Below are 23014 nucleotides of genomic sequence, written 5' to 3' on the forward strand. Positions count from 1 at the left end.
TCCTCCGACTCCCCTCCTCCCAGCACCCCGGCGTAGGCTGTACGGCGTCTGGATGTCAGGGAACCGCTTCCTGAGCGCCGTGAAGGAGGACCAGTGGGGTCGAGAGAGGCCGTCGCCGCCTGGGAGTCGCTCTTCCGCGCCCAGGTCCAGGTGATGCGCACCCTGAGCACCGAGTTCCCCTCGCGGGAGATCTCGATGAACGAGTACGACGTGCTCTTCAACCTCACCCGGCAGCCCGGTCGGCGCGCGCGGCTGCGCGACCTGAACCGGCACGTCCTCCTGACGCAGCCCAGCGTCAGCAGGCTGATCGACCGGCTCGCCGCCCGCGGCTGCGTCGAGAAGAGTGAGGATCCGGCGGACGCCCGCGGCACGATCATCGCGATCACCGACGAGGGCTACGCGCTCTTCCGCCGCGTCGCGCTCACCCACATGAGGACCATCTCGGAGCAGGTCGGCGGCGTCCTCGACGAGGACGAGCTGAAGCAGCTGACCGCGCTCTGCGACAAGCTCCGCGACGGCATCGCCTCCTCCTGATCCGTCCCCGCTAGCACGGGCCGCAGCGACCGGCCAGGTCTTCGCCGCTGCGCGGGACTCGCGGATCATGGGGGTCACCATGAGTGACACCTCCCCCACCCTCGTCTGGCTCCGCGACGATCTGCGCCTGGCCGACAACCCCGCTCTGCGCGCCGCGATCGACCGTGGCGGCCCCGTCGCGGTCTGCTACGTGCTCGACGAGGAGTCGGCGGGCATCCGTCCGCTCGGGGGCGCCTCCCGCTGGTGGCTGCACGGCAGCCTCGCGGCCCTCGCCGCCGACCTGCGCGAGCACGGCGCCCCGCTGATCCTGCGCCGCGGGCCGGCCGAGGCCGTCGTCCTCCAGCTCACCGAGGAGATCGGCGCCGGAGCCGTGCATTGGAACCGCCGCTACGGGAGGGCCGAGCGCACCGTCGACGCGGCGGTGAAGGAATCGCTCCGCAACGGCGGCCTCGAGGCCGAGAGCCACCAGGGCTCGCTGATGTTCGAGCCGTGGACCGTGCAGACCGGCGCCGGCGGCCCCTACTCCGTCTACACGCCCTTCGCCCGCGCCTGCCGCGCCAAGCCGACGCCGCGCGCGCCGCTCCCCCGCCCCCGCTCGCTCGACGGCGTCACGGGAGAGATCGCCTCCGACTCCCTCGACGACTGGGAGCTGCTGCCCACGCGTCCCGACTGGGCGGGAGGGCTGCGCGAGCGCTGGGTCCCCGGCGAGAAGGCGGCGGCCGACCGGCTGCGCGCGTTCCTCGCGGAGCAGCTCGACGACTACGCCGACGGTCGCGACCGGCCGGCGGACGACGCCACCTCGAACCTCTCCCCGCACCTGAGGTGGGGCGAGATCAGCCCCTTCCAGGTGTGGCACGCCCTGGAGGAGGCGCACGCGAAGGGCCTGCACCGCGGCGACGGCAGCGACCGGTTCCTCTCCGAGGTGCTCTGGCGCGAGTTCTGCTACCACCTGCTGTTCCACTGGCCGGATCTGGCGACCGCGAACTTCGACACCCGGTTCGACTCCTTCCCGTGGGGACGCCCCGGCCAGGAGGCGATCGACGCCTGGCACCAAGGGCGCACCGGCTACCCCCTGGTGGACGCCGGCATGCGCGAGCTCTGGAGCACCGGCTACATGCACAACCGGGTCCGGATGGTGACCGCGTCGTTCCTGATCAAGAACCTGCTGGTCGACTGGCGGGTGGGCGAGGAGTGGTTCTGGGACACCCTGGTCGACGCGGACCCGGCGAGCAACGCCGCGAACTGGCAGTGGGTCGCGGGCTCGGGAGCCGATGCGTCGCCGTTCTTCCGGGTCTTCAACCCGGTCACGCAGTCGAGGAAGTTCGACCCGGCCGGCGAGTACATCCGCCACAACGTGCCGGAGCTCGGCGGAGTCGAGGGCGCCGCCGTGCACGAGCCGTGGACGCTCGGGGACACGCTGACCGGAGGCGCGGACGGCTACCCGGCGCCCCTCGTCGACCTCAAGGAGACGCGGGCGCACGCACTGGACGCCTTCGCGCAGATCAAGAGCGCCCCGCGCGACATCTCGCCGAGGGGCGACGACTGAGCGTCGCCGGCTAGACGCGTCCCGCCGGGCCGGTGGAGCGGCCGGACTCGGCGAGCGGGTCCTCCTCCCCGCCCTGATCGCGCAGATCGCGGGCCGGGATGCCGACGAGCACCGCCCCGTCGGGCGCGTCCTTCACCACGACGGCGTTCGCGCCCACGCTGACGTCGGATCCGAGCACGAGCGGGCCCAGGACGACCGCGCCGGCGCCGACGACCACCCGGTCGCCGAGCGTGGGGTGCCGACGCTCGCGCCGGGCCGACCTCCCGCCCAGCGTGACGGAGTGGTAGAGCATGCAGTCGTCGCCGATCCGCGCGGTCTCGCCGATGACGACGCCCATGCCGTGGTCGATGAACAGACGCCGGCCGATGGTCGCACCGGGGTGGATCTCCACTCCGGTCGCCGCGCGCGCCGCCTGGCTGAGCAGCCGGGCGGGCAGGCGGAGGCCCCGCCGCCACCAGGCGTGCGCGACGCGGTGCACCCAGACCGCGTGCACTCCCGGGTAGGAGAGGACGACCTCCACCGCGCTCCGGGCGGCGGGGTCGCGCTCCCGGGCGGTGCGGACGTCCTCGCGGAGCAGGGCGAGGAGCCCGGGACGCTCCGGTCCGGACGGGACGCGGCGCTCCGGCCGACCGTCGCGTCCGGAGCGGGGCGTCCCGCCTCGTCTCGAGGGGCTCAGCTGCGGAGGTCCTCGTACAGGACGGTCGAGATGTACCGCTCGCCGAAGTCGCAGACGATGGCGACGATGGTCTTCCCCGCGTTCTCGGGGCGCTTCGCGACCTCGAGCGCGGCCCACATGATCGAGCCGGAGGAGATGCCGCCGAGGATCCCCTCCTGCGCGGCCATCTCGCGGGCCACCCGCACGGAGTCGTCGAGCGTCACGTCGATGATCTCGTCGTAGACCTCGCGGTCGAGGATCGCGGGGACGAAGTTGGCGCCGATGCCCTGGATCTTGTGCGGACCGGCGGTGCCCTGGGTGAGGAGCGGGGAGTCGATCGGCTCCACTCCGATGATCTGCACACCGGGCTTGCGCTCCTTGAGCACCTGGCCGACTCCGGTGATGGTGCCGCCGGTGCCGATGCCGGCCACGAAGACGTCGACCTCGCCGTCGGTGTCCTCCCAGACCTCCTCCGCGGTGGTGCGGCGGTGCACCTCGGGGTTGGCGGCGTTCTCGAACTGGCGGGCGAGGATCGCGCCGGGGGTCTCGTCGACGATCGCGCGGGCGCGCTCGACCGCTCCGCGCATGCCCTCGCTGCCGGGGGTGAGCACGATCTCGGCTCCGTAGGCGCGGAGGAGGACCCGGCGCTCGACGGACATCGTCTCGGGCATCGTGAGGACGACCTTGTAGCCGCGGGCGGCGCCCACCATCGCGAGCGCGATGCCGGTGTTGCCGCTCGTGCCCTCGACGATCGTCCCGCCGGGGTGCAGCTCGCCGGAGGCCTCGGCCGCGTCGATGATGGCGACGCCGATGCGGTCCTTCACGCTGTTCGCAGGGTTGTAGAACTCGAGCTTGGCGAGGACCGTCGCCTGGTCGGCGCCCTCCAGCCGGTTGATGCGGACGAGAGGGGTCCTGCCGACGAGCTGGGTCACGTCGTCGTGGATGCGTGCCATGGTGTGCGCTTTCTGCCGGGGCCGGCCGCCCGGGGCCCCGGAGCGGTGGGTGGAACGGGTGCTGCAGCGCCCCTCGGAGCGGCGCTCCCCCCACGATACGGATGCATCGACCCGAGGTCAGCACCCCGGACGCGCCCGCTCCTGCGCATCACCCGCCAGCTCCTGATCTCCACCGGGAGGAGGACGCCCCGCGGGCGCACCCGTCACGTACCATGAACCCGGGGGATCGCGCGACTGCTCGCGAGGCTTCTCGCCACCCTCCCTCACATCTCCGCGGCCCGGCGCCGCGTCGAAAGGACGACCGCTCCATGGCACTTCCCACTGCATCCCGCCGCTCCGTCCGGCCGCTCGGGATGTCGCTGCGGGCGGTCATGGGGTTCATCGGGATGAGCGCCGTGGCGGGCGTCCTGATCACCGTCGGCGTCACGCCGGCTCTCGCGCTGACGGGCCTGGCGACGAGCAACACGATCGGCATGTTCCAGAACCTGCCGGGCTACCTCGACGTGGGCCAGCTGATGCAGCGCACCAACGTCTACGCGAGCGACGGGACGACCCTCCTCGCCTCCGTCTACGACCAGAACCGCGTGGAGGTCGGCTGGGACGACGTCGCGCAGTCCGCGAAGGACGCCGCCGTCGCCGGCGAGGACCCGCGCTTCTACGAGCACGGCGGCATCGACCTCCAGGGCACGCTCCGGGCCATCGCCGTCACGCTGACGGGCGACGACCTGCAGGGCGGGTCGTCGATCACGCAGCAGTACGTCAAGAACGTCCTGGTGCAGAAGGCGGAGTCGATCACCGACGAGGCCGCGCGCGACAAGGCCTACCAGGAGGCGACGGACCCGACCCCCGAGCGCAAGCTCAAGGAGATGCGCCTCGCGATCGGACTCGAGAAGGAGGCGTCGAAGGACGACATCCTGCTCGGCTACCTCAACATCGCCCTCTTCGGGGGCACCGTCTACGGCATCGAGGCCGCGGCGAACTACTACTACGGCATCCCCGCGAGCCAGCTCTCGACCTCGCAGGCGGCCGCGCTGCTGGCGATCGTGAACAACCCGGCGAAGTTCCGCTTCGACAACCCGGGCGACGAGGCGAACGGCGCCGCCAACGGCTACGCCGCCACCAAGGAGCGCCGCGACTACATCCTGTCGGAGGAGCTCAAGCACGGCCGGATCGACCAGGCCGCGCACGACGCGGCCGTCGCCGAGCCGATCACCCCGAACATCACGGAGCCCTCGACCGGCTGCACCACCGCCGGCAACGCCGCGTACTTCTGCGACTACGTGCTGAACGTCCTCCGCAACGACTCCGTCTTCGGGGCGACCGACGACGAGCGCTACCAGCGCATCCGCCAGGGCGGCTTCGACGTCGTGACGACCCTCGACCTCGACATCCAGCAGGTCTCGCAGGCGGCGCTCAACGCCTACATCCCCTCCGTCGACCCGCGCTTCCAGGTCGGCGCGACGGCCGCCTCCGTCGAGGCGAAGACGGGCCGCGTGCTCTCCATGGTGCAGAACACGCAGTACAGCCAGGACGAGCAGTTCCTCGCCGCGAACCCCGGCTACAGCGCGATCAACCTCAACGTCGACCTCAGCATGGGCGGCGGCTCCGGCGTGCAGACCGGATCGACCTACAAGGTGTTCACGCTGGCGCAGTGGCTGAAGGCGGGGCACACCGTCAACGAGTCGTTCGCCTCCCCCACCTCCGGCTTCAGCTCCTACCCCCAGAAGTGCAACGTCGAGGGCGACGGCGGCTACTACGGCAAGTTCTCGCCTCGCAACGACGACCCGTCGGAGGACGCGAGCTCGATGAGCGCGCTCGGCGCGACCACGAACTCGATCAACACCGGCTTCATGGGAATGGCGCAGCAGCTCGACCTCTGCGACATCCGCACCACCGCCGAGTCCTTCGGGATGCACCGCGCCGACGGCCGCGAGCTCGCCAACGGGCCGGCCTCGGTCCTCGGGACGAACGAGATCGCGCCCCTGACGGTGGCCAACGCCTACGCCGGGATCGCGAACGACGGCACGACCTGCTCGGCGATCGTCATCGATCGGATCACCGACAGCGAGGGCAACGCCGTCGCCGCCCCGGCATCGGCGTGCACGCCCTCCGTGTCGCCCGAGGTCGCCCGAGGGATGCAGTACGCGATGCAGCGGGTGATGACCTCCGGAACGGCCTACGCCTCGAACCCCTTCGACGGGATCGAGCACATCGGCAAGACGGGCACCACCGACGAGGCCGCCGACGTGTGGACGGCGGGCGCCAGCAAGGCCGCCTCCCTGGCGGTCTGGGTCGGCAGCATCAACGGCTTCGCCGACAACACCAAGCAGAACCTGCGCTTCATCAGCCTGACGGGCGAGAAGGGCACCATCCGCGCCTCCAACGCCCGGCACGCCATCTGGAAGCCGATCATGACGGCGCTCGACGAGAAGTACGGCGGCGACGACTTCACGGCACCGCCGGCCTCGATGCTCGCGTACTCGCCGCGATCGGCGGCGAACTCCGAGGTCCCCGACGTCACGGGCGAGACGGTCGAGAGCGCCACGGCGATCCTCACCGCCGCCGGTTTCGTCGTCGGGATGCACGAGTCGGTCGACTCCGCGACGATCCCGGAGGGCTCCGTCGTGTCGACGACGCCGAGCGCGGAGGAGACGGCGGTCGCCGGCGGGGTGATCCCCCTCCAGGTGAGCACGGGCAAGGCTCCGGCCAATCCGAACGACATCTCGGACCTGAACGGCGACCTGATCGAGTAGAGACGTCGCCCGTCCCGTGAAGGGGCCGACCCCTCCGGGGGTCGGCCCCCTCTGCTGTCATGGCGCCGAGCCTGCGCGGGCGCCGTCGCGCCGACTCCGGGCGGACGGGCGTCCGGCGCGGCCGTGGCGCGCCTCGTCGGGGATGTCGCAGGCCTCGCCTAGGGTGCTGGTGCAGCGAGAGGATCCATCCTGAAGCGACCGAACGTCCCCGTCTTCCAGCCCCGTCGAACCGTCCACGGGGCTCTCGGCGCGCTGTTCGGATTCGTGATCGTCAGCGTCCTGGCGGGTCTGCTCGCCTCGCTCGTGGTCGCCCCCGCCGCCGCGCTCACCGGCGCGGCGACCTCCGGCACCATCTCGGCGTTCCAGTCCCTCCCGAGCTACCTCGAGGTCGGGCGCCTGATGCAGAAGAGCGACGTCTACGCGGGCGACCCGGACGATCCGACGCTGCTGGCCTCCTTCTACGACCAGAACCGGATCGAGGTGCCGGCCGACCGGATCGCCGACTCCGTGAAGGACGCGCTCGTCGCGAGCGAGGACCCGCGCTTCTACGACCACGGCGGGATCGACCTGCAGGGCACCCTCCGCGCCATCGCCAGCACCTACCTCCTCGACGGCGACACCCAGGGCGGCTCGTCGATCACGCAGCAGTACGTGAAGAACGTGCTGGTGCAGAAGGCCGAGTCGATCCCGGACGAGGCGGACCGCGACCGCGCGTACGCGGAGGCGACGGCGACCACGGCCGAGCGCAAGCTCAAGGAGATGCGGCTCGCGATCGGGCTCGAGAAGGTGTCCTCGAAGGACGACATCCTCCTCGGCTACCTCAACATCGCGCTGTTCGGAGGCACCGTCTACGGCATCGAGGCCGCGGCGGAGTACTACTACGGCATCCCGGCGGCCGACCTCTCCCTCGCGCAGTCCGCCTCGCTCCTGGCCATCGTGAACAACCCCGAGAAGTTCCGCTTCGACCGTCCGGACGACACGGCCAACGGCGAGGCGAACGGCTACGCGCAGACCCGGGAGCGGCGCGACTACATCCTCGACCGGATGCTCGAGACGGGGAGCATCGACCAGGCCGCGCACGACGCCGCGGCCGCCGAGGCGATCACCCCCGACCTCACCCCGCCGTCCACCGGCTGCCAGACGGCCGGCAGCGCGGCCTACTTCTGCGACTACGTGACCCACGTCCTCCGAGACGACCCGGCGCTCGGAGCGACCGACGACGAGCGCTACGCGGCGATCAAGCAGGGCGGGATCAAGGTCTACACGACGATCGATCTCGATCTGCAGAGGACCGCGCAGGAGCTGATGGACGAGCAGGTCCCCTCCTCCGATCCGCGCTTCGACGTCGGGGCGACGGCGGTCGCCGTCCAGAACGGCACCGGGCGCATCCTCACGATGGTGCAGAACAAGCGCTACAGCCAGGACCCGGACGTGATCGCGAGCGGGCCGGAGTTCTCGGCGATCAACCTCAACGTCGACGCGTCCGCGGGCGGCGGCAACGGCTTCCAGACCGGCTCCGCCTACAAGGTGTTCACGCTCGCCGAGTGGCTCGACCGCGGGCACACCCTGCTCGAGCAGTTCGACTCGAAGCAGAAGAACTGGACCGGCTTCGCCGACAGCTGCGAGGGCACCTGGGACTACGACTCCTACAACCCCAAGAACGCCGGCGACGGCGGTTACACCGACACCCAGACGGCGCTGTACTCGACGATCTACTCGCTGAACACGGGCTTCACCGGGATGTCGCACCTGCTCGACCAGTGCGAGATCCGCAAGCAGGCCGAGGCCTTCGGAGTGCACCGCGCGGACGGGACCGCGCTCGTGCAGTCGCCCGGAGCGGTCCTCGGCACCAACGAGATCGCACCGCTCACCATGGCGACCGCCTACTCCGGCATCGCCGAGAACGGCACGACCTGCACCCCCGTCGCGATCACGGCGATCGTCGCAGCCGACGGCCGCGAGATCGAGCCGGTGGAGACGACCTGCAGCCGGGCGGTGTCGTCGAGGGTCGCGTCGGCGATGCAGTACACGATGCTCAAGGTGACCGCCGAGGGCACGGGCGTCGAGGACGATCCGAAGAACGGCATCCAGCACATCACCAAGACGGGCACCACCGACAACTCCGCCGACACCTGGGCCATCGGGGCCTCGACCGAGACCTCCCTCGCGGTCTGGGTCGGCAGCATCTCGGCACGCGCGGACGGGTCGAGGGTGAACCTCGACTCGATCGACTTCGACAGCGGCTGGGCGCCCTCGGCACGTCACCGGATCTGGAAGCCGTTGATGACGGCGATCGACTCCCGCTACGGCGGCTCCGACTTCCCGCAGGCCGACCAGTCGCTCGTCGCGGCGCCGCAGGTCACCGTGCCGGACCTGTCGGGCCGGACCAGCGACTCCGCCGCGCAGGCGCTGACCGCCGCAGGGCTCACTCCCGGAGCGACGTCGCAGGTCGACTCGACGCAGCCGATGAACACCGTGGCCGGCACAGGTCCGGCCGCGGGCACCCGCGTGGACAAGGGCTCGGTGGTGGGCGTGCAGCTGAGCACGGGGAAGGCGCCGCCCGCTCCCGCTCCGGGCGGCTGACACCGCAGGTCAGGGACGTCGCCGGTCGGCGAGGATCTGCGACGGGAACGGGTCAGGGGAACGGCTCAGGGAAGTCGGCTCAGTGCCCGACGGCGCCGGCGGGGAGGAGCCCGAACTCGACGAGCTCGTCGTCGGTGAGCAGTCGGCTTCGGATCATGAAGCGCTTGCCCTCGGGGGCTTCGACGCTGAATCCGCTGCCCCGTCCGTCGACGAGGTCGACGGTGAGGTGGGTGTGCTTCCAGTACTCGAACTGGGAGCGGGACATCCAGAAGTCGATCGGGTCCAGGCCGTCGAGCCGGAGCGATTCGACGAGCACGTCCGAGGCGCCGGTGCGGAACATCCCGGCGGGGAAGCACATCGGGGAGCTGCCGTCGCAGCATCCGCCCGACTGGTGGAACATGAGCGGCCCGTGCAGCGCCGTCATCTGGCGGAGCATGCCGGCCGCCTCCGCAGTGACGTCGACCCTCGTGGAGGTCATGGGTGGTGCTCCTTCGCTCGTGGTGCGGAATGTCTGTGTGCGCCCGACCGCTGACGGCGGACGCTCCTCCGGGCGGCGTCTCGATACGCCGCTGCGCGGACTACTCGATCAACATGAGGGGGCGCCCCCTCGTCCGATGCCTCGCCCGAAGGGCCGAGCACCGTTCTCCCGCGCGCCGCCAGGTGCCTCGCCCGCAGGGCCGAGCACCGAACGGCGGATCCGCGTGCCAGCGGATCCGTCTCGGTGCGAACGCTCCCCGCTCCTCCCCACCCGGCCACCTCCGCAAGCCGACCGCGGCACGGGCGACGAGGAACGAGGAGCCCGTGCACACCAGCACCGAACGGCGGATCCGCGTGCCAGCGGATCCGTCTCGGTGCGAACGCTCCCCGCTCCTCCCCACCCGGCCACGCCGGCGAGCCGACTGCGGCACGGGCGACGAGGAACGAGGAGCCCGTGCCAACCAGCACCGAACGACGGATCCGCGTGCCAGCGGATCCGTCTCGGTGCGAACGCTCCCCGCTCCTCCCCACCCGGCCACGTCGGCGAGCCGACCGCGGCACGGGCGACGAGGAACGAGGAGCCCGTGCGAACCAGCTCAGAAGAAGCCCATCGGTCCTTCCGCGTAGGAGACGAGGAGGTTCTTCGTCTGCTGGTAGTGGTCGAGCATCACCTTGTGGTTCTCGCGTCCGATGCCCGACTGCTTGTAGCCGCCGAACGCCGCGTGCGCGGGGTACTGGTGGTAGGTGTTCGACCAGACGCGGCCGGCTTCGATGGCCCGGCCGGCGCGGTAGAGCTGGGCGCCGTTGCGGCTCCACACTCCGGCGCCGAGGCCGTAGAGGGTGTCGTTGGCGATGCCGATCGCGTCGTCGAAGTCGTCGAAGGAGGTGAGGGCGAGGACGGGTCCGAAGATCTCCTCCTGGAAGATGCGCATCGAGTTGCGGCCCTCGAACACGGTCGGGTTGACGTAGTAGCCGCCGCTGAGCTCGCCGCCGAGGTCGGCGCGGTCGCCGCCGATGAGCAGCTTCGCTCCCTCCTGCTTGCCGATGTCCATGTAGGAGAGGATCTTCTCGAGCTGGTCGTTCGAGGCCTGGGCGCCGATCATCGTGGCGGTGTCGAGCGGGTTGCCCTGTTTGATCCGCTTGACCCGCTCGAGGCCGTCTCCGACGAAGTCGTCGTAGATCGAGCGCTGCACGAGCGCCCGCGACGGGCAGGTGCAGACCTCGCCCTGGTTGAGGGCGAAGAACGAGAAGCCCTCGAGCGCCTTGTCGTAGAAGGAGTCGCGTTCCGCGGCGACGTCGGCGAAGAACACGTTGGGGCTCTTGCCGCCCAGCTCCAGCGTCACCGGGATGAGGTTCTCGCTGGCGTACTGCATGATCAGGCGGCCGGTGGTCGTCTCGCCGGTGAAGGCGATCTTGCGGATGCGCGGGTGGGAGGCAAGCGGGGCGCCCGCTTCGAACCCGAATCCGTTGACGACGTTGAGCACGCCGGCGGGGATGAGGTCGCCGATCAGGTCGAGCAGCACGTGGATGGACGCCGGCGTCTGCTCGGCCGGCTTCAGCACCACGCAGTTGCCCGCGGCGAGCGCCGGTGCGAGCTTCCACACGGCCATCAGGATCGGGAAGTTCCAGGGGATGATCTGCCCGACCACGCCCAGCGGCTCGTGGAAGTGGTACGCGATCGTGTCGTGGTCGATCTCGGAGACGCCTCCCTCCTGCGCGCGGATCGCTCCGGCGAAGTAGCGGAAGTGGTCGATGGCGAGGGGGATGTCGGCGGCGAGGGTCTCGCGCACGGGCTTGCCGTTCTCCCACGTCTCGGCGACGGCGAGCAGCTCGAGGTTCGCCTCCATGCGGTCGGCGATCTTCAGGAGCATGTTCGAGCGCTCGGCGGGGCTGGTCTTCCCCCAGCTCGCGAACGCTTTCCAGCCCGCCTCGACGGCGCGGTCGACGTCGGCGGCGGTGCCGCGGGCGATCTCGCAGAAGGGCTTCCCGGTGATCGGGGTGATGTTCTCGAAGTACTGGCCGCTCGCGGGGGCGACGTGCTCGCCTCCGATGTAGTGGTCGTAGCGCGAGCGGAAGGAGGCGACGGATCCCTCCGTGCCTGGATTCGCGTAGACCGTGGAACCGGGCTCCTGCGGTGCCTGCTCGGCGACCTGGTCGGCGTACAGCGTCATGTGGACCTCCATCGACGTCGTTGTCGTGGGCGCGGGGTGGGCGCCCGGTCCTGACGCTACGTCGCGGGGGGTTGCACGACGTTGCACGGGTCGACGCACTGGCGGGAGCGGCGAGGACGGAGACCGGACCGGCCGGGCGGAGACGCGGCCGCCCGAGGAGGAGGGCCCCGCGGCCCGGACCTCAGACGCTCGCGAGCAGGCGCTGGGCGATCCGGCTCATGTAGACGCCGTAGGTCACCGTGGCCGCTGCGGCCCCCGCGCCGACCCAGGACCACACCTGCGGCCAGGCGGAGCCGTCGACGAGGACCACGACGACTCCGATCGCTCCGACCAGCGTCGTCCAGGTGGCGAGCCAGAGGTCGAGGGTTCGGCCGAAGATCCTCGCCATCGGGTAGAAGTGCAGGCCCACGATCACGGCGATCGCCGGCACGAGGAAGCGGTCGAGCCCGGTGCCGGTGAGGACGCCTACCGCGACACCGATCAGCACGCCCTCCGCGGCGAAGACCGCTCCGAACAGCACGCCGTTCGGCTTCGCCGCGTGGTCGGCGTCGGTGAGCTCCACCGCCATCCTCCGCCGGGCGACGAGGAGGCGGACGGCCTGCACGGCGAAGACCACGGCCGCGAGCGCGCAGAGGGTCACGGCGGTCGTCGCCGCAGGTGCAGGCCAGCCGACCGTGGTGTCGCTCGCCCACCACATCGTGAAGACCGCCATCAGGAGCAGGCCCCCCGCGACTCCGCTCGCGAGGGCCCGGGGAGGTGGCGCGAGGGTGCTCATGCGTCGAGGCTAGCGAGGCGGCTCCGCGGCCGGACGGCTCCGGCGGCACTCCCGGGAGCGACCGGAACGGCTCAGCACTGCTCCGCCTCGATCGTCTCGAGGTGCGCGGCGACACCGGCACGCCGGGGCGAGCGGGGCGGGAGGACGCGCAGGAGCTCCCGCCACACCTCCGCGTCGTCGCGGCCGTCAGGGCCCTCCGCCCAGGCGAGGAGGGTCGCGGGCGCCGCATCGGCGAGGACGCTCGCCCGCACCCGCAGGCGCAGCTCGCCGGCGATCGCCCGGATCCCCGGCGCCTCGGACGAGGGCAGCGGCGCGCCCCGGTAGGCGTCCAGGGCGAGGCGGTGGGAGCCGCGGTCGAGCAGGCCCAGCACCTGGCGGGCGTCGAGGTCGACCGGGCTCGCCAGGCGGTAGGGGCGCGAGAGGGGCACCAGGCGCGGGAGGGTCGGCTCGAGCGCGCGGCGCAGCCGCACCATCTCGGCGCGGACGGTGACCACCGCGTCGTCCCGGCCGTGGAGCAGGAGGGCGAGCTGCTCGGCCGAGAGCCCGGCCCGGTGCCAGGCGAGCAGGGTCAGGATCTCGGCGTGCCGGCTGCTGAGCTCGAGCGTCGCTCCGGCGGCCGTCACCAGGCCCGTCTCGCGCCCGAGGACCCGCAGGCTCGGCGCCCGGGCCGCCGCCGTGCTCCGTGCAGCGGGCCGCCGCGGGCGGAGGAGCCGCTGCACCATCAGCTCGCTCTCGACGGCGGCGGCGGTCGCCTCCATCAGCGGGAGGGTCTGCGGGGCGACGACGTCGGCGCCGCCGGTGATGTCGATCACGCCGAGGATCTCGTGCGTCTCGGGGTCGTGCACGGGGACGGCGGTGCAGCTCCACGGGTGCACGAGTGAGGCGAAGTGCTCGGCGCCGTGGATCTGCACGCCGTGATCGAGCACGAGGGCCGTCCCCGGCGCGGACGTCCCGACGTCGGGCTCGGCCCACGCCGCGCCCTCGACGAACGACATCCCCTCGGCGAGGCTCTTGAGGTGCTGGTCCCCGTCGATCCAGAGCAGCCGCCCGAGCGCGTCGCCCACCGCGACCAGCACGCCGCTGTCCTCGTCGGCGTCCCGCACCAGCAGGCGGCGGATCACCGGGAGGACCGAGGCGAGCGGATGCCCGGTGCGGTACTCGCGGAGGTTGTCGCCCGAGAACGAGAGCGGTGCCGTCAGCCGGTCCGGATCGAGGCGCCGCCGCCGTGCGCGCTCCCACGACTCCTCGACCAGCGCGCGCCGCCGACCGCTGCCAGGGCGGGCCAGCCACGGGTTGGTCATGCGCTCCGCCTCGTCGTCGGGTCGGTGGGACTCGACGCTACTCCGCGGAGCGCGCCGGCGCCTCTCTCCGCGCACCGGAACGGCCGCGCCCCCGCACCGCCAGCAGCAGCACCGCCGCCACCAGCACGGCGACGCCCAGGACGGCTCCCGCGGTCAGGCGCTCCCCCAGCACCGCCACGCCGAGGAGGGTCGCGGTCGCCGGCTCCAGGAGGGTGAGCGTCGAGACGGTCGCCGCGGGAAGCGCTCGCAGGCCGCGCGCGAAGAAGGTGTAGGCCACGGCGACCGTCACCACTCCGAGCCAGAGCACGGCCGGGATCGAGCCGGAGAGCCGCGACGGATCGCCCAGCAGCAGGAACGGGAGCGCCAGCAGCGCCGCGGCCCCGAACTGGGCTCCCATGGCGGCGACGGGGCTGAGCCCGCGCTCGAGCAGCAGCTTGCCGCAGACGGCGTAGAGCGCGTAGGAGGCGCCTGCACCGGCCGACGCGGCGAGGCCGGGGAGTGTCACGCCGCCGGACCCGCCTCCGCTGAGGAGCACCACGCCGACCGCGGCGAGCGCGGTCGAGGCGAACCAGCGCGGGCTCGGGGTCGTCCGCAGGACGAGCCACTCCAGCAGGCCGGTGAAGGCGGGAGCGGAGCCGAGGGCGACGATCGTGCCGACCGCGACTCCGTTCTGCGCGGTGCCGGTGAAGAAGGCGGGCTGGTACGCGGCGACGCCGACCGCTCCGAGCACGACGAGCAGCACGACGGCGCGGGTCGGGCGGGAGCGGCTCCGCCGGCGCAGAGCCTCCACGCCGAGGAGAGCGGCCAGCAGGGCGCCGCCGAGGACGATGCGCGCCGCCCCGAGGAGGAGCGGATCCACGCCCGCCGCTCCGAGGGCCTGGGCGGTCCCCGTCGTGCCGAAGCAGACGGCGGCGAGGAGGACGGCGCCGATCGCCGAGGTCCGGGCCCCGCTCATCCCGCCCCGCTCCCCCGGCCGCCTGATGACCGGCTCCCAGTGTCCCAGGGATGGGCGCGTGCTCTTCCGCCTCTCGCACCGGGGGCCCAGGATGGAGGGACCGGACTAGCGGAGGAGCACGACGTGGGCATCGCGGAACCGTTCGACCTCGAGGACCACCACCGCAGCGCGCACGGCGCCCTGCGCGAGCACTTCTCGGTGCGCGAGTTCGAGGAGGTGCCGCTGGACCGCGAGGCCATCGTCGCCACCGCGTACCTGCGGGCGATCGAGCACGCCACCGTGGCCCGGGTGCTCCCCCTCGCGCGCGCCCACCCCGACGAGCAGGTCCGCGCGTTCGCGTCCGTCTGGGCCGCCGAGCGGCACCGGATCGCCGACGCCCTGGGCGACGTGCTCGCGGCCTCGCCGCAGATCCGCGGCATCGACATCCGCCCGCCGGAGCCGACGGTGAGGTCGCGCCCGCTCCTCGACCGCGCCGCGGCCTCCCTCGCCGGCCCCGTCGCGCTGGCCCTCGCGGTGGACGCCCGGGTCGCGGTGCACGGCTACCGCCGGCTCGCCCGGCTCTCGCTGCACCCCGAGATGGAGCGCCTCGCCGAGACGGTCACGGGCATCCTGGAGCGGCAGGCCGACTTCTTCACGGTGCACGCGGCAGGACGCCTCGGACGCCCGCTGCCGCGCCGGGTGCAGGCGGCCGGCCTGCTCGCCGTGCTGCGCCTCCCGATCGGCGAGGCCGACCTGCCGGAGGCTCTCGCGCGCGAGGGCCGGGAGCTCGTCTTCGGCCGGGACGACGGCGGACTCGACGGGATCGACGCGGGCGTCGTCGCGGCGTTCGCGCTGCCCTGCACGGCGGCCCGGCGGCTCGTGCACCCGTACCGGCCGGTGTCGATCCGTGCCGCGCACCGCCTCGGACGACTCGCGGCCGACACCCGCGCCGCCGTCACGACCCTGCTGGAGCAGGTGCGCGAGTAGCGGCGGCGCTCAGCCCAGCAGCTCGCGCACGTCCTCGGCGGTGATCCCGCCGGTGGCCGCCGCGCCGTCGTCCGACATGACCGCGGCGAAGAGCGCGGCCTTCGCCTCCTTGAGGGCCATCACCTTCTCCTCGATCGTGTCCTTCGCGACCAGGCGGTAGACCATGACCGAGCGGGTCTGGCCGATGCGGTGCGCACGGTCGACCGCCTGCGACTCGGTGGCGGGGTTCCACCACGGGTCGAGCAGGATGCAGTAGTCGGCCTCGGTGAGGTTGAGCCCGAAGCCGCCGGCCTTGAGCGAGATCAGGAACACGCCCGCCGCGCCCGAGCGGAACCGCTCGATGACCTCGTCGCGCTTCTTCGTCGCTCCGTCGAGGTAGGCGTACTCGATGCCCGCCGCGTCCAGCCGGCCGCGGACCCGGCCGAGGAACCGCGTGAACTGGCTGAACACCAGCACGCGGTGCCCCTCGCCGAGGGCGTCGCCCAGCAGCTCGTCGAGCAGGTCGAGCTTGGTCGAGGGCACGCTCTCGTGCGCCTCGTCGACCAGTGCCGCGTCGAGCGCGACCTGGCGCAGCACGGTCAGCGCGCGGAAGATCGCGAAGCGGTTCTTCTCGAAGTCGCCGATCAGGCCCAGCACGCGCTGCCGCTCCCGCGCCAGGTACGTGTCGTAGACCTTCCGCTGCTTCGGGCCGAGCTCGACCTCGAGGGTCTGCTCCTGCTTGGGCGGCAGCTCCTTGGCGACGAGCTCCTTGGTGCGCCGCAGCATCAGCGGGCGGATGCGCCGCCGCAGCTGCGAGAGCTTCTCGCTGTCGGCCTCGCGCTCGATCGGCTTCTGGTAGAACTCGACGAACCCGGCGGGCGAGGGGAACAGGCCCGGAGCGACGATCGACAGCAGCGACCAGAGCTCCATCACGTTGTTCTCCATCGGCGTTCCCGTGATGGCGAGCTTGAAGGGCACGTCGAGCCGGCGCGCGAGCTGGTGCGTCGCCGACTGGCGGTTCTTGACGAACTGCGCCTCGTCGAGGAGGAGCCCCGACCACTGGATGCCCGAGTACGACTCGTAGTCGAGCCGGAACAGGGCGTAGGAGGTGACGACCAGCTCGGCCTCGCCGATGACGCTGGAGAGCGCCTTCCGCTTCTTCTTCGACGTCTCGTCGATCCCGACGACGCGGAGGTCCGGGGCGAAGCGCTTGGCCTCGCCGACCCAGTTGGGCACCACGCTGGTGGGCGCGACGACGAGGAACGGGCGCGGCGAGGTGCCCGCCTCCGCGGCCGCGGCGCGCTGCTCCTGCATCACCCGGGTGACCAGGGCGAGGGACTGCACGGTCTTGCCCAGGCCCATGTCGTCGGCGAGCACGCCGCCGAGCTGGTTGTCGTAGAGGAACGAGAGCCAGTCGTAGCCGAGCTGCTGGTAGGGCCGCAGCTCCACGGCGAAGCCCTCGGGCAGGACCCGCGACTCCAGCGCACCGGTCGCGGTGAAGCCGGAGAGCCCCTCCACGGAGCGGCGCCACGCGGCGGCCTGCGCCTCCACGACGCCCAGCTCGACCAGCTCGTCCCAGAGGGAGGACTGGAACCGGCTGATCCGCAGGGTCTCGCCGGGGTCGTCCGAGAGCTCGCGGGCCTCGGCGATCAGCTCGCGGAGGCGGCCGAACCGCTCGTCGTCCAGGGCGAAGTAGACGCCGCTGGGCAGCACCATGTACTCGTCGCCGCGGGCGAGCGCGAGGAAGATCTCGGCCAGCGGGACCGCCTCGTCGTTGACGGTGACGGAGATCTCGAGGTTGAACCAGTCGCGGCTGTCGGGCTGGGCGACGGTCTGCACGGCGACCACGGGCGCGGTCTGCGCCTCGCGGTACTCGACGCGCTCGCCGATCTCCTCGATCTCGACGGTGCCGAGCTCGCGGAGCCGCTCGACCTCGCCGGTGAGGAAGCCGACGGTCTGCATGCCGCGCAGGTCGAAGGTGGGGCGCAGGCGCCTGCTCGACGGGGACACCAGGGCGGGCGTCGACTCCGGGTCGAGACCCGCTCCGACGAGGGAGTCGAGGATCCGCTGCTCGGCCTCGGGGTCGCGGTAGCCGGCGTCCTCGCCGACCCGCAGCGGGAGCCGCTCGGCGTCCACGCCGCCGCGCGCCCCCTCCACTCCGTAGCGCCACCACCACGAGCCGCGCAGGCCCGCGCCGTCGGTGTGCTCGAGGGTGAGGCCGAGGCGCGGCTCGGGCACCGCGGGCGCCTCGAAGGAGCCGTCGCGGGAGACGATGTCGAACAGCCGGTGCAGCCGCTGGTAGTGCTCGGTGAGGAACGCCGACTCCTCGGCGACCGGGATGCGGATGGCCTCGCGGCTCCAGAGGAACGTGCGCGCGGAGGACAGCAGCGGCGCGGCGAACGGGATGAGCGTGACCGGGCGGGCGCGCATCTCGTCGCCGCCCTCCCACGTGTAGAGGCCGACGGCCGGGTCGCCGATGAAGCCGAACTCCTCGGGCGCCGGGTGGTCGCCGATCGCGACGAGCGAGCGCAGCTCGAGGCCGGCGGCGGTGCGCGTGACGTCGATGGAGGCGGTGGCCGTCGTGTCGAGGATCTTCAGCGGCGTCTGGTCGCGGTCGCCCATCACCAGGCCGATGCCCGCGCGGACGGCGCCGTGCAGTGCCGCCCAGATCGCCTCGCTCCGGCACTGGTCGAGGTAGAGCCAGGTGTCGGGCGAGTAGTAGCTGGAGGCGCTGTGCCCGGAGAGCAGGCCCTGCATCTCGCGGATCACGTCGATCTGGCGCTCGTCGTAGTCGTGGCTGTAGTGCAGGTAGCCGAGGTCGCGCCAGCTGGTGCCGGTGCGGACCCAACGATCGCGGTCGCCCATCCGCACCGGGCGCACGCCCAGGCGCGGGCGCGGCTCGGGCGGCGGCCGGTAGGAGTTGTAGCGGCCGGGCGGGCGACGCACGGGCTCGCCGGGCAGCAGCTCGAACTGCAGGCCGAGCGGGATGCCGGTGTGCGAGCGCTCCGCGCCGGCGAGGAGTGGGGCGAGCGCGCTGCGCCACTCCGGGACGGCGTCGACAGCGGCCTCGCCCGGGAAGGGACCGGCCACTCCGCCCTCGCGCTCGCGGCGCAGGGCCTCGATCAGGACGGCGGCGACGTGCTTGCACTCGTGCTTGACCGGGCAGCTGCAGGCGCCGCCGAGGAGGGTCCAGTGCTCGCCCTCGTCGCGGAGCTGCACGCTCACGGCGTACGGCGAGCGCCCGGATCCGCGGACCTGGCCGAAGAGGCGGGTGCGGCCGCCGAACCACTGCAGCTCGCGCACGCGGCCCTCGTCCGCGTACGCGGTGCCCTTCTCGACGGCGGCGGTTCCGACGAGGGCGCGGATGTCCTGCTCGGAGAAGGGCTCGTGGCCGGCGGTCACCGGCCCGGGTGCGGCCGACGGCAGCACCTCACCGGGGGGACTCTGGCGGGCCATGGACCTCACGCTCTCCGCGCTCGAACGAGCGCATCCGTCTATTCAACCCGATTCCGGAGGCGCTGCGAGCCGCGGGCCGGGATCCGTGGAGGACGCACGGCCGTCCCTACGATGGAGGGATGCCCCGTCTGGCCGTCGTCTCGGCGCACACCTCCCCGCTCGAGCAGCCGTCGACGGGCGACGCGGGCGGGATGAACGTGTACCTCGCGGCGGTGCTCCCGGAGCTGGCTGCGCTCGGCTGGGAGATCGAGGTGCTGACCCGCGGCGAGGGCGTCCGGATGCTCGCGCCGGGTGTGCGGGTGGTCGGCGTGCCGGTGCCGGCGGGCGACAAGTACGCGCTGGCGGCCGCGGCGCCGGAGTTCGCGCGCGCCGCGGAGGGGGCCGACGTCGTGCACTCGCACTACTGGGTGTCGGGCCTCGCGGGGGCGCTCACCGGCAGGCCGCACGTGCACTCGATGCACTCGGGCTCGCTCGCGAAGAACGCCCGGCTCGCCCCGGGCGACGTCGCGGAGCCGCAGCAGCGGATCGACGCGGAGCGCTCCGTGCTCGCCTCCGCCGATGCGATCGTGGTGGCGGGCGCCTCGGAGCGGGAGGACGTCGTCAGCGGGTACGGCGCGGATCCGGACCGGGTCGTCGTGGTGCCGCCCGGAGTCGACGCGCGGTTCCGTCCCGGCGGCGGCGAGCGCTCCGGAGTCGTCCTGGTCGGCCGGGTGCAGCCGCTCAAGGGCCAGCTGCTGGCGGTCGAGGCGCTCGCGAGAATCGCGCCGGCGGAGCGGCCGGTGCTGCGGCTGGTGGGAGGGGCGGCACCGGGCCGGGAGTCGTACCTCGATGCGGTGCGCGCCGCGGCGGCTCCGCTGGGAGATCGAGTGCTGATCGAGGGGGCCGCCGACCGCGACCGGGTGGCGGAGCGGCTCCGGAGCGCGCAGCTGGCGCTCGTGCCCTCGGCGGCCGAGACCTTCGGGCTCATCGCGCTCGAGGCGGCCGGCAGCGGCACTCCCGTGCTCGCACGCAGGACGACCGGCCTGGTGGACGCGGTGCGCGACGGCGGGAGCGGCGTGCTGCTCGACTCAGACTCCCCCGCGGCGTGGGCTGAGGCGATCCTGACCCTGCTGGGCTCGCCCGGTGAGCTGGCGCGCCTCGGCCGCGGCGGCGTCGACTGGGCGGCCGCCCACTCCTGGCCGGCCGCAGCCGCCCGGCTGGACGCCGTCTACCGCGGCCTGTCGGCCCGCTGAGGGAACCCCGGACCGTCGAGGGACCCAGCGCCTCCGGAAGACCTCGACGGGTCGGGGCTCCCTCGGTGCAGGGACGAGTGTCAGTCGGCGATGGCGGGGGCCCCGGGGTCGAGGCGGGCGCCGCGAGTGGAGCGGTACCAGGGAGCGAGGCGGTCGGGCGAGACGGCGACCATCGCGGCGCCCGTGAATCCGGCGTCGTTGCCGAAGCGGGCGGGGACGATCTCGGTGCCGATGTCGAGGAAGCGGGCGAACTCGTCGAAGACGTGCGCCGCCGCGCCGCCGATCACGAACAGCTGCGGCGAGAGCAGCATCTCGAGGTGCCGGTAGTAGACGCTGAGGCGACCCGCCCACTCCTCGAGGCTGATGCCCTCGCGGCGGACGGCCGAGAAGCCGACCTGCGGCTCGAAGTCGGGACCGTCGATGTGCAGGTGCCCGAGCTCGGAGTTGGGGATCACCACGCCCTCGTGGACGAGCGCCGTCCCGATGCCGGTGCCGAGGGTGGTCAGCAGGAGGAGGCCCTCGCGTCCGCGCATCGCGCCGAACTCGCGCTCGGCGACCCCCGCCGCGTCCGCGTCATTGACGACGACGACGTCGACCCCGGTCGCCTCCGAGAGGAGGGCCTGCGCGTCGAGCCCGACCCAGCGCTGCGAGACGTGGGTGGTCTGGCGGACGACGCCGCCGCGGACGATCCCGGGGAAGCCGACGCCGACGGGCGTGCCCGCGATCGGCGAGACGTCGCGGACGATGCCGGCGATCGCCTCGGCGAAGTCCTCGGGCTCCTTGCCCAGCGGGTTCGCGACCGCGAAGCGCCGAGCCGCCCGCTCACCGGTGGTGACGTCGACGAGAGACGCCTTGATCGACGTCCCCCCGATGTCGACGCCGACGGCGAAGCGCGGGAGGAGGCCGTCGTGGGGCTGGGTCACGGATGCTCCGTCTGCAGTGGTGGCGAGTGCGGGGACTCGGGAGAACGGTCGGCCCGTCGGATCCGGGATCGCGACGAGCCGAAGGCGATTCTACGAGCCGTCAGGTGCGCGCGGGCTCCGAGAGGGCGCGGAGGACGAAGTCGATCACCGGCTCGTAGAGGTGGACGGCCAGCCCGTCGTCGATCGGGACGACCACCTCGATCGAGCCCTGCGCCTCGGCGACGAACACCGCCGGGTCGTTGCAGTCGGCGATCGCGATGACCGGCAGCCCCCGCCGGCCGGCGGCGCCCGCGAAGCCGTGGTCGGCGACGACCAGGTCGGGGCGGATGCCGAGCTCGTCGAGGCGGTCGAGCAGCGCGTCCATCGGCTCCGGCGAGTGCGTGTGCTGCAGCCCTCCCCCGCGGTAGACGCAGGTGACCCCGCCGGTGCACCACAGGGCCTGGTGCTCGTCCGCGAGAGGCACGCGGATCGCGTCGGGGGCGGCGAACGGGAGCGCATTCACGTCGATCACGCGAGCGCCCCGTTCCGTCGCGGCAGCAGCGAAGCGGCGGTAGACGTCCATCAGGGTCGCGGGGTGCGCGGTGGTGAACAGAAGGAGCGCCCCCTCGCGGACAGCGGCGGCGAACCGGTCGCGGTAGCGGGCGAGACCCGCGACCGTCAGGCGGGCGTCGATCCGGTCCTGCCCGCTCTCGAAGGAGGGGTCGGTGCTGATCCCCACGCGCTCCCCCATCAGGGCGAGCAGGCTCTCGAGCGTCCAGTGCTCCGCCACGTCCACCCCGTAGAGGTGCGCGGGCTCGCGGGCGGCGAGGCCGCGGAGGTTGCCGAGGTTGCTCGCGCGGCCGGTGAGGACGTCCCCGGCGAGGAGGGAGGAGTCGAGGTACGCCTCGAGCTCGGAGTCGGGAAGCGGCATGCGGGACCTCTCGATCGACGGGGAGCTCCCAGGCTACGGGCAATTCAGGTGTTGACATGCGATCCGTCACCGATATATCGTTAATGCATCGCCGACAGATCGGAAGCAGCCGCTCCCGACGGGCGACCGGATCCGATCGAAAGGGATCCCCTCACGACAGAGAGCAGCACACCCATGAACTCCAGGACCTTCTTCTCCGACGACCGCCGCGACTCCTGCGACGGCGACCACTCCTCCCGCCACGAGCACCCCGGCCGCGGACAGCGCCGCGGACCCGGCGGTCACGGCCGCGGTTTCGGGCCCGGCTTCGGCTTCGGCCCGGGCTTCGGCCCCGGCTTCGGCGGCCCCTTCGGCCGCGGCGGAGGACGCGCCCGACGCGGTGACGTCCGCGCGGCCCTCCTCTCCCTCCTCTCCGAGAAGTCCTCGAACGGCTACGGCCTGATCAAGGCCATCGCCGAGAAGACGAACGGATCGTGGCGTCCCAGCCCCGGCTCCGTCTACCCCACCCTCCAGCAGCTCGTCGACGAGGGCCTCATCACGGCCGTCGGCGAGGGCCGCGGCACCGAGTACCAGCTCACGGACGCGGGCGGCACCTACGTGCGCGAGCACGCCGACGAGCTCGACGCGGCCTGGGAGGCCACTCCCGGCGCGAGCGACGCCGATCGTGCCTTCATGGAGAACGTCGGCAAGCTGATGGGCGTCGTGCAGCAGTTCCGCGGAGCGACCGAGGCGCAGCGCGCCGCCGCCTCCGCCAAGCTCGACGAGACCCGTCGCGCGCTGTACCTCATCCTCGCCGACTGACCTCGGCTCCCCTCCCGCGATCCTTCGCGGGAGCCCCGGACGGA

Annotated in this window: 17 protein-coding genes; 7 read left to right on the top strand and 10 right to left on the bottom strand. The window is 72.6% G+C overall.

Going from position 1 to position 23014, the window contains the following annotated elements; all coding sequences use genetic code 11:
- Positions 1 to 153 precede the first annotated feature (153 nt).
- Positions 154 to 534: a MarR family winged helix-turn-helix transcriptional regulator gene (locus tag C5C44_RS02170; protein ID WP_104247054.1), complete on the top strand. Its 381-nt coding sequence runs from the start codon at positions 154 to 156 to the stop codon at positions 532 to 534.
- A 79-nt stretch (positions 535 to 613) separates the two neighbouring features.
- Positions 614 to 2080, top strand: a complete 1467-nt coding sequence (locus C5C44_RS02175) for a deoxyribodipyrimidine photo-lyase (RefSeq protein ID WP_104335187.1) — start codon at positions 614 to 616, stop codon at positions 2078 to 2080.
- Between the two features lie 10 nt (positions 2081 to 2090).
- Here the strand turns inward: C5C44_RS02175 and epsC are convergent, their stop codons facing one another.
- Positions 2091 to 2657, bottom strand: coding sequence for a serine O-acetyltransferase EpsC (gene epsC, locus C5C44_RS02180; protein WP_104262415.1), 567 nt, complete (start codon positions 2655 to 2657; stop codon positions 2091 to 2093).
- 95 nt (positions 2658 to 2752) lie between these two features.
- Positions 2753 to 3688, bottom strand: coding sequence for a cysteine synthase A (gene cysK, locus C5C44_RS02185; protein ID WP_104237779.1), 936 nt, complete (start codon positions 3686 to 3688; stop codon positions 2753 to 2755).
- 308 nt (positions 3689 to 3996) lie between these two features.
- Here cysK and C5C44_RS02190 point away from each other — a divergent pair, with 308 nt between their 5' ends.
- A complete protein-coding gene (locus C5C44_RS02190; protein ID WP_159939720.1) occupies positions 3997 to 6441 on the top strand; it encodes a penicillin-binding protein in 2445 nt (814 codons plus the stop codon).
- A gap of 264 nt (positions 6442 to 6705) precedes the next feature.
- A complete protein-coding gene (locus C5C44_RS02195; protein WP_104335188.1) occupies positions 6706 to 9024 on the top strand; it encodes a transglycosylase domain-containing protein in 2319 nt (772 codons plus the stop codon).
- 79 nt (positions 9025 to 9103) lie between these two features.
- On the opposite strand, the gene C5C44_RS02200 is transcribed toward C5C44_RS02195, so the two are convergent.
- From C5C44_RS02200 to C5C44_RS02220, 5 genes are all read right to left on the bottom strand, one after another.
- Entirely contained in the window at positions 9104 to 9502 is a 399-nt protein-coding gene (locus C5C44_RS02200; RefSeq protein ID WP_104335189.1) for a DUF779 domain-containing protein, read from the bottom strand.
- A 595-nt stretch (positions 9503 to 10097) separates the two neighbouring features.
- Positions 10098 to 11672, bottom strand: coding sequence for an aldehyde dehydrogenase family protein (locus tag C5C44_RS02205; RefSeq protein WP_104226069.1), 1575 nt, complete (start codon positions 11670 to 11672; stop codon positions 10098 to 10100).
- A 181-nt stretch (positions 11673 to 11853) separates the two neighbouring features.
- A complete protein-coding gene (locus C5C44_RS02210; protein ID WP_104335190.1) occupies positions 11854 to 12447 on the bottom strand; it encodes a hypothetical protein in 594 nt (197 codons plus the stop codon).
- 71 nt (positions 12448 to 12518) lie between these two features.
- On the bottom strand, positions 12519 to 13748 hold the full coding sequence (locus C5C44_RS02215; RefSeq protein ID WP_104335191.1) for a GAF domain-containing protein: 1230 nt from the start codon (positions 13746 to 13748) through the stop codon (positions 12519 to 12521).
- 37 nt (positions 13749 to 13785) lie between these two features.
- Positions 13786 to 14703 carry an EamA family transporter gene (locus C5C44_RS02220; RefSeq protein ID WP_104335192.1) on the bottom strand — a complete coding sequence of 306 codons (918 nt, stop codon included), beginning with the start codon at positions 14701 to 14703 and terminating at the stop codon, positions 13786 to 13788.
- Positions 14704 to 14826: 123 nt separating this feature from the next.
- On the opposite strand from C5C44_RS02220, the gene C5C44_RS02225 reads away from it, so the two are divergent.
- Positions 14827 to 15669, top strand: a complete 843-nt coding sequence (locus C5C44_RS02225) for a hypothetical protein (protein WP_104225933.1) — start codon at positions 14827 to 14829, stop codon at positions 15667 to 15669.
- A 9-nt stretch (positions 15670 to 15678) separates the two neighbouring features.
- On the opposite strand, the gene C5C44_RS02230 is transcribed toward C5C44_RS02225, so the two are convergent.
- On the bottom strand, positions 15679 to 19104 hold the full coding sequence (locus tag C5C44_RS02230) for a DEAD/DEAH box helicase (RefSeq protein WP_104224188.1): 3426 nt from the start codon (positions 19102 to 19104) through the stop codon (positions 15679 to 15681).
- A gap of 119 nt (positions 19105 to 19223) precedes the next feature.
- Here C5C44_RS02230 and C5C44_RS02235 point away from each other — a divergent pair, with 119 nt between their 5' ends.
- Positions 19224 to 20336, top strand: a complete 1113-nt coding sequence (locus C5C44_RS02235; protein ID WP_104262389.1) for a glycosyltransferase — start codon at positions 19224 to 19226, stop codon at positions 20334 to 20336.
- A gap of 80 nt (positions 20337 to 20416) precedes the next feature.
- On the opposite strand, the gene C5C44_RS02240 is transcribed toward C5C44_RS02235, so the two are convergent.
- Both C5C44_RS02240 and C5C44_RS02245 read right to left on the bottom strand, forming a co-directional pair.
- Positions 20417 to 21259, bottom strand: a complete 843-nt coding sequence (locus C5C44_RS02240) for an ROK family protein (RefSeq protein ID WP_258066624.1) — start codon at positions 21257 to 21259, stop codon at positions 20417 to 20419.
- A 100-nt stretch (positions 21260 to 21359) separates the two neighbouring features.
- Positions 21360 to 22169 carry a phosphatase gene (locus tag C5C44_RS02245; RefSeq protein WP_104249757.1) on the bottom strand — a complete coding sequence of 270 codons (810 nt, stop codon included), beginning with the start codon at positions 22167 to 22169 and terminating at the stop codon, positions 21360 to 21362.
- A gap of 174 nt (positions 22170 to 22343) precedes the next feature.
- Here C5C44_RS02245 and C5C44_RS02250 point away from each other — a divergent pair, with 174 nt between their 5' ends.
- A complete protein-coding gene (locus tag C5C44_RS02250) occupies positions 22344 to 22970 on the top strand; it encodes a PadR family transcriptional regulator (protein ID WP_104224185.1) in 627 nt (208 codons plus the stop codon).
- Positions 22971 to 23014 lie beyond the last annotated feature (44 nt).

Origin of the sequence: Rathayibacter sp. AY1F6 (genome assembly GCF_002932035.1) — a bacterium.
Lineage (GTDB): Bacteria > Actinomycetota > Actinomycetes > Actinomycetales > Microbacteriaceae > Rathayibacter.

Bases quoted from the DNA above. Each gene is read 5' to 3' on its own strand.
- C5C44_RS02170 (WP_104247054.1), top strand. From the start codon at position 154: ATGCGCACCCTGAGCACCGAGTTCCCCTCGCGGGAGATCTCGATGAAC.
- C5C44_RS02175 (WP_104335187.1), top strand. From the start codon at position 614: ATGAGTGACACCTCCCCCACCCTCGTCTGGCTCCGCGACGATCTGCGC.
- cysK (WP_104237779.1), bottom strand. From the start codon at position 3,688: ATGGCACGCATCCACGACGACGTGACCCAGCTCGTCGGCAGGACCCCT.
- C5C44_RS02190 (WP_159939720.1), top strand. From the start codon at position 3,997: ATGGCACTTCCCACTGCATCCCGCCGCTCCGTCCGGCCGCTCGGGATG.
- C5C44_RS02200 (WP_104335189.1), bottom strand. From the start codon at position 9,502: ATGACCTCCACGAGGGTCGACGTCACTGCGGAGGCGGCCGGCATGCTC.
- C5C44_RS02205 (WP_104226069.1), bottom strand. From the start codon at position 11,672: ATGACGCTGTACGCCGACCAGGTCGCCGAGCAGGCACCGCAGGAGCCC.
- C5C44_RS02210 (WP_104335190.1), bottom strand. From the start codon at position 12,447: ATGAGCACCCTCGCGCCACCTCCCCGGGCCCTCGCGAGCGGAGTCGCG.
- C5C44_RS02215 (WP_104335191.1), bottom strand. From the start codon at position 13,748: ATGACCAACCCGTGGCTGGCCCGCCCTGGCAGCGGTCGGCGGCGCGCG.
- C5C44_RS02220 (WP_104335192.1), bottom strand. From the start codon at position 14,703: ATGAGCGGGGCCCGGACCTCGGCGATCGGCGCCGTCCTCCTCGCCGCC.
- C5C44_RS02230 (WP_104224188.1), bottom strand. From the start codon at position 19,104: ATGGCCCGCCAGAGTCCCCCCGGTGAGGTGCTGCCGTCGGCCGCACCC.
- C5C44_RS02235 (WP_104262389.1), top strand. From the start codon at position 19,224: ATGCCCCGTCTGGCCGTCGTCTCGGCGCACACCTCCCCGCTCGAGCAG.
- C5C44_RS02245 (WP_104249757.1), bottom strand. From the start codon at position 22,169: ATGCCGCTTCCCGACTCCGAGCTCGAGGCGTACCTCGACTCCTCCCTC.
- C5C44_RS02250 (WP_104224185.1), top strand. From the start codon at position 22,344: ATGAACTCCAGGACCTTCTTCTCCGACGACCGCCGCGACTCCTGCGAC.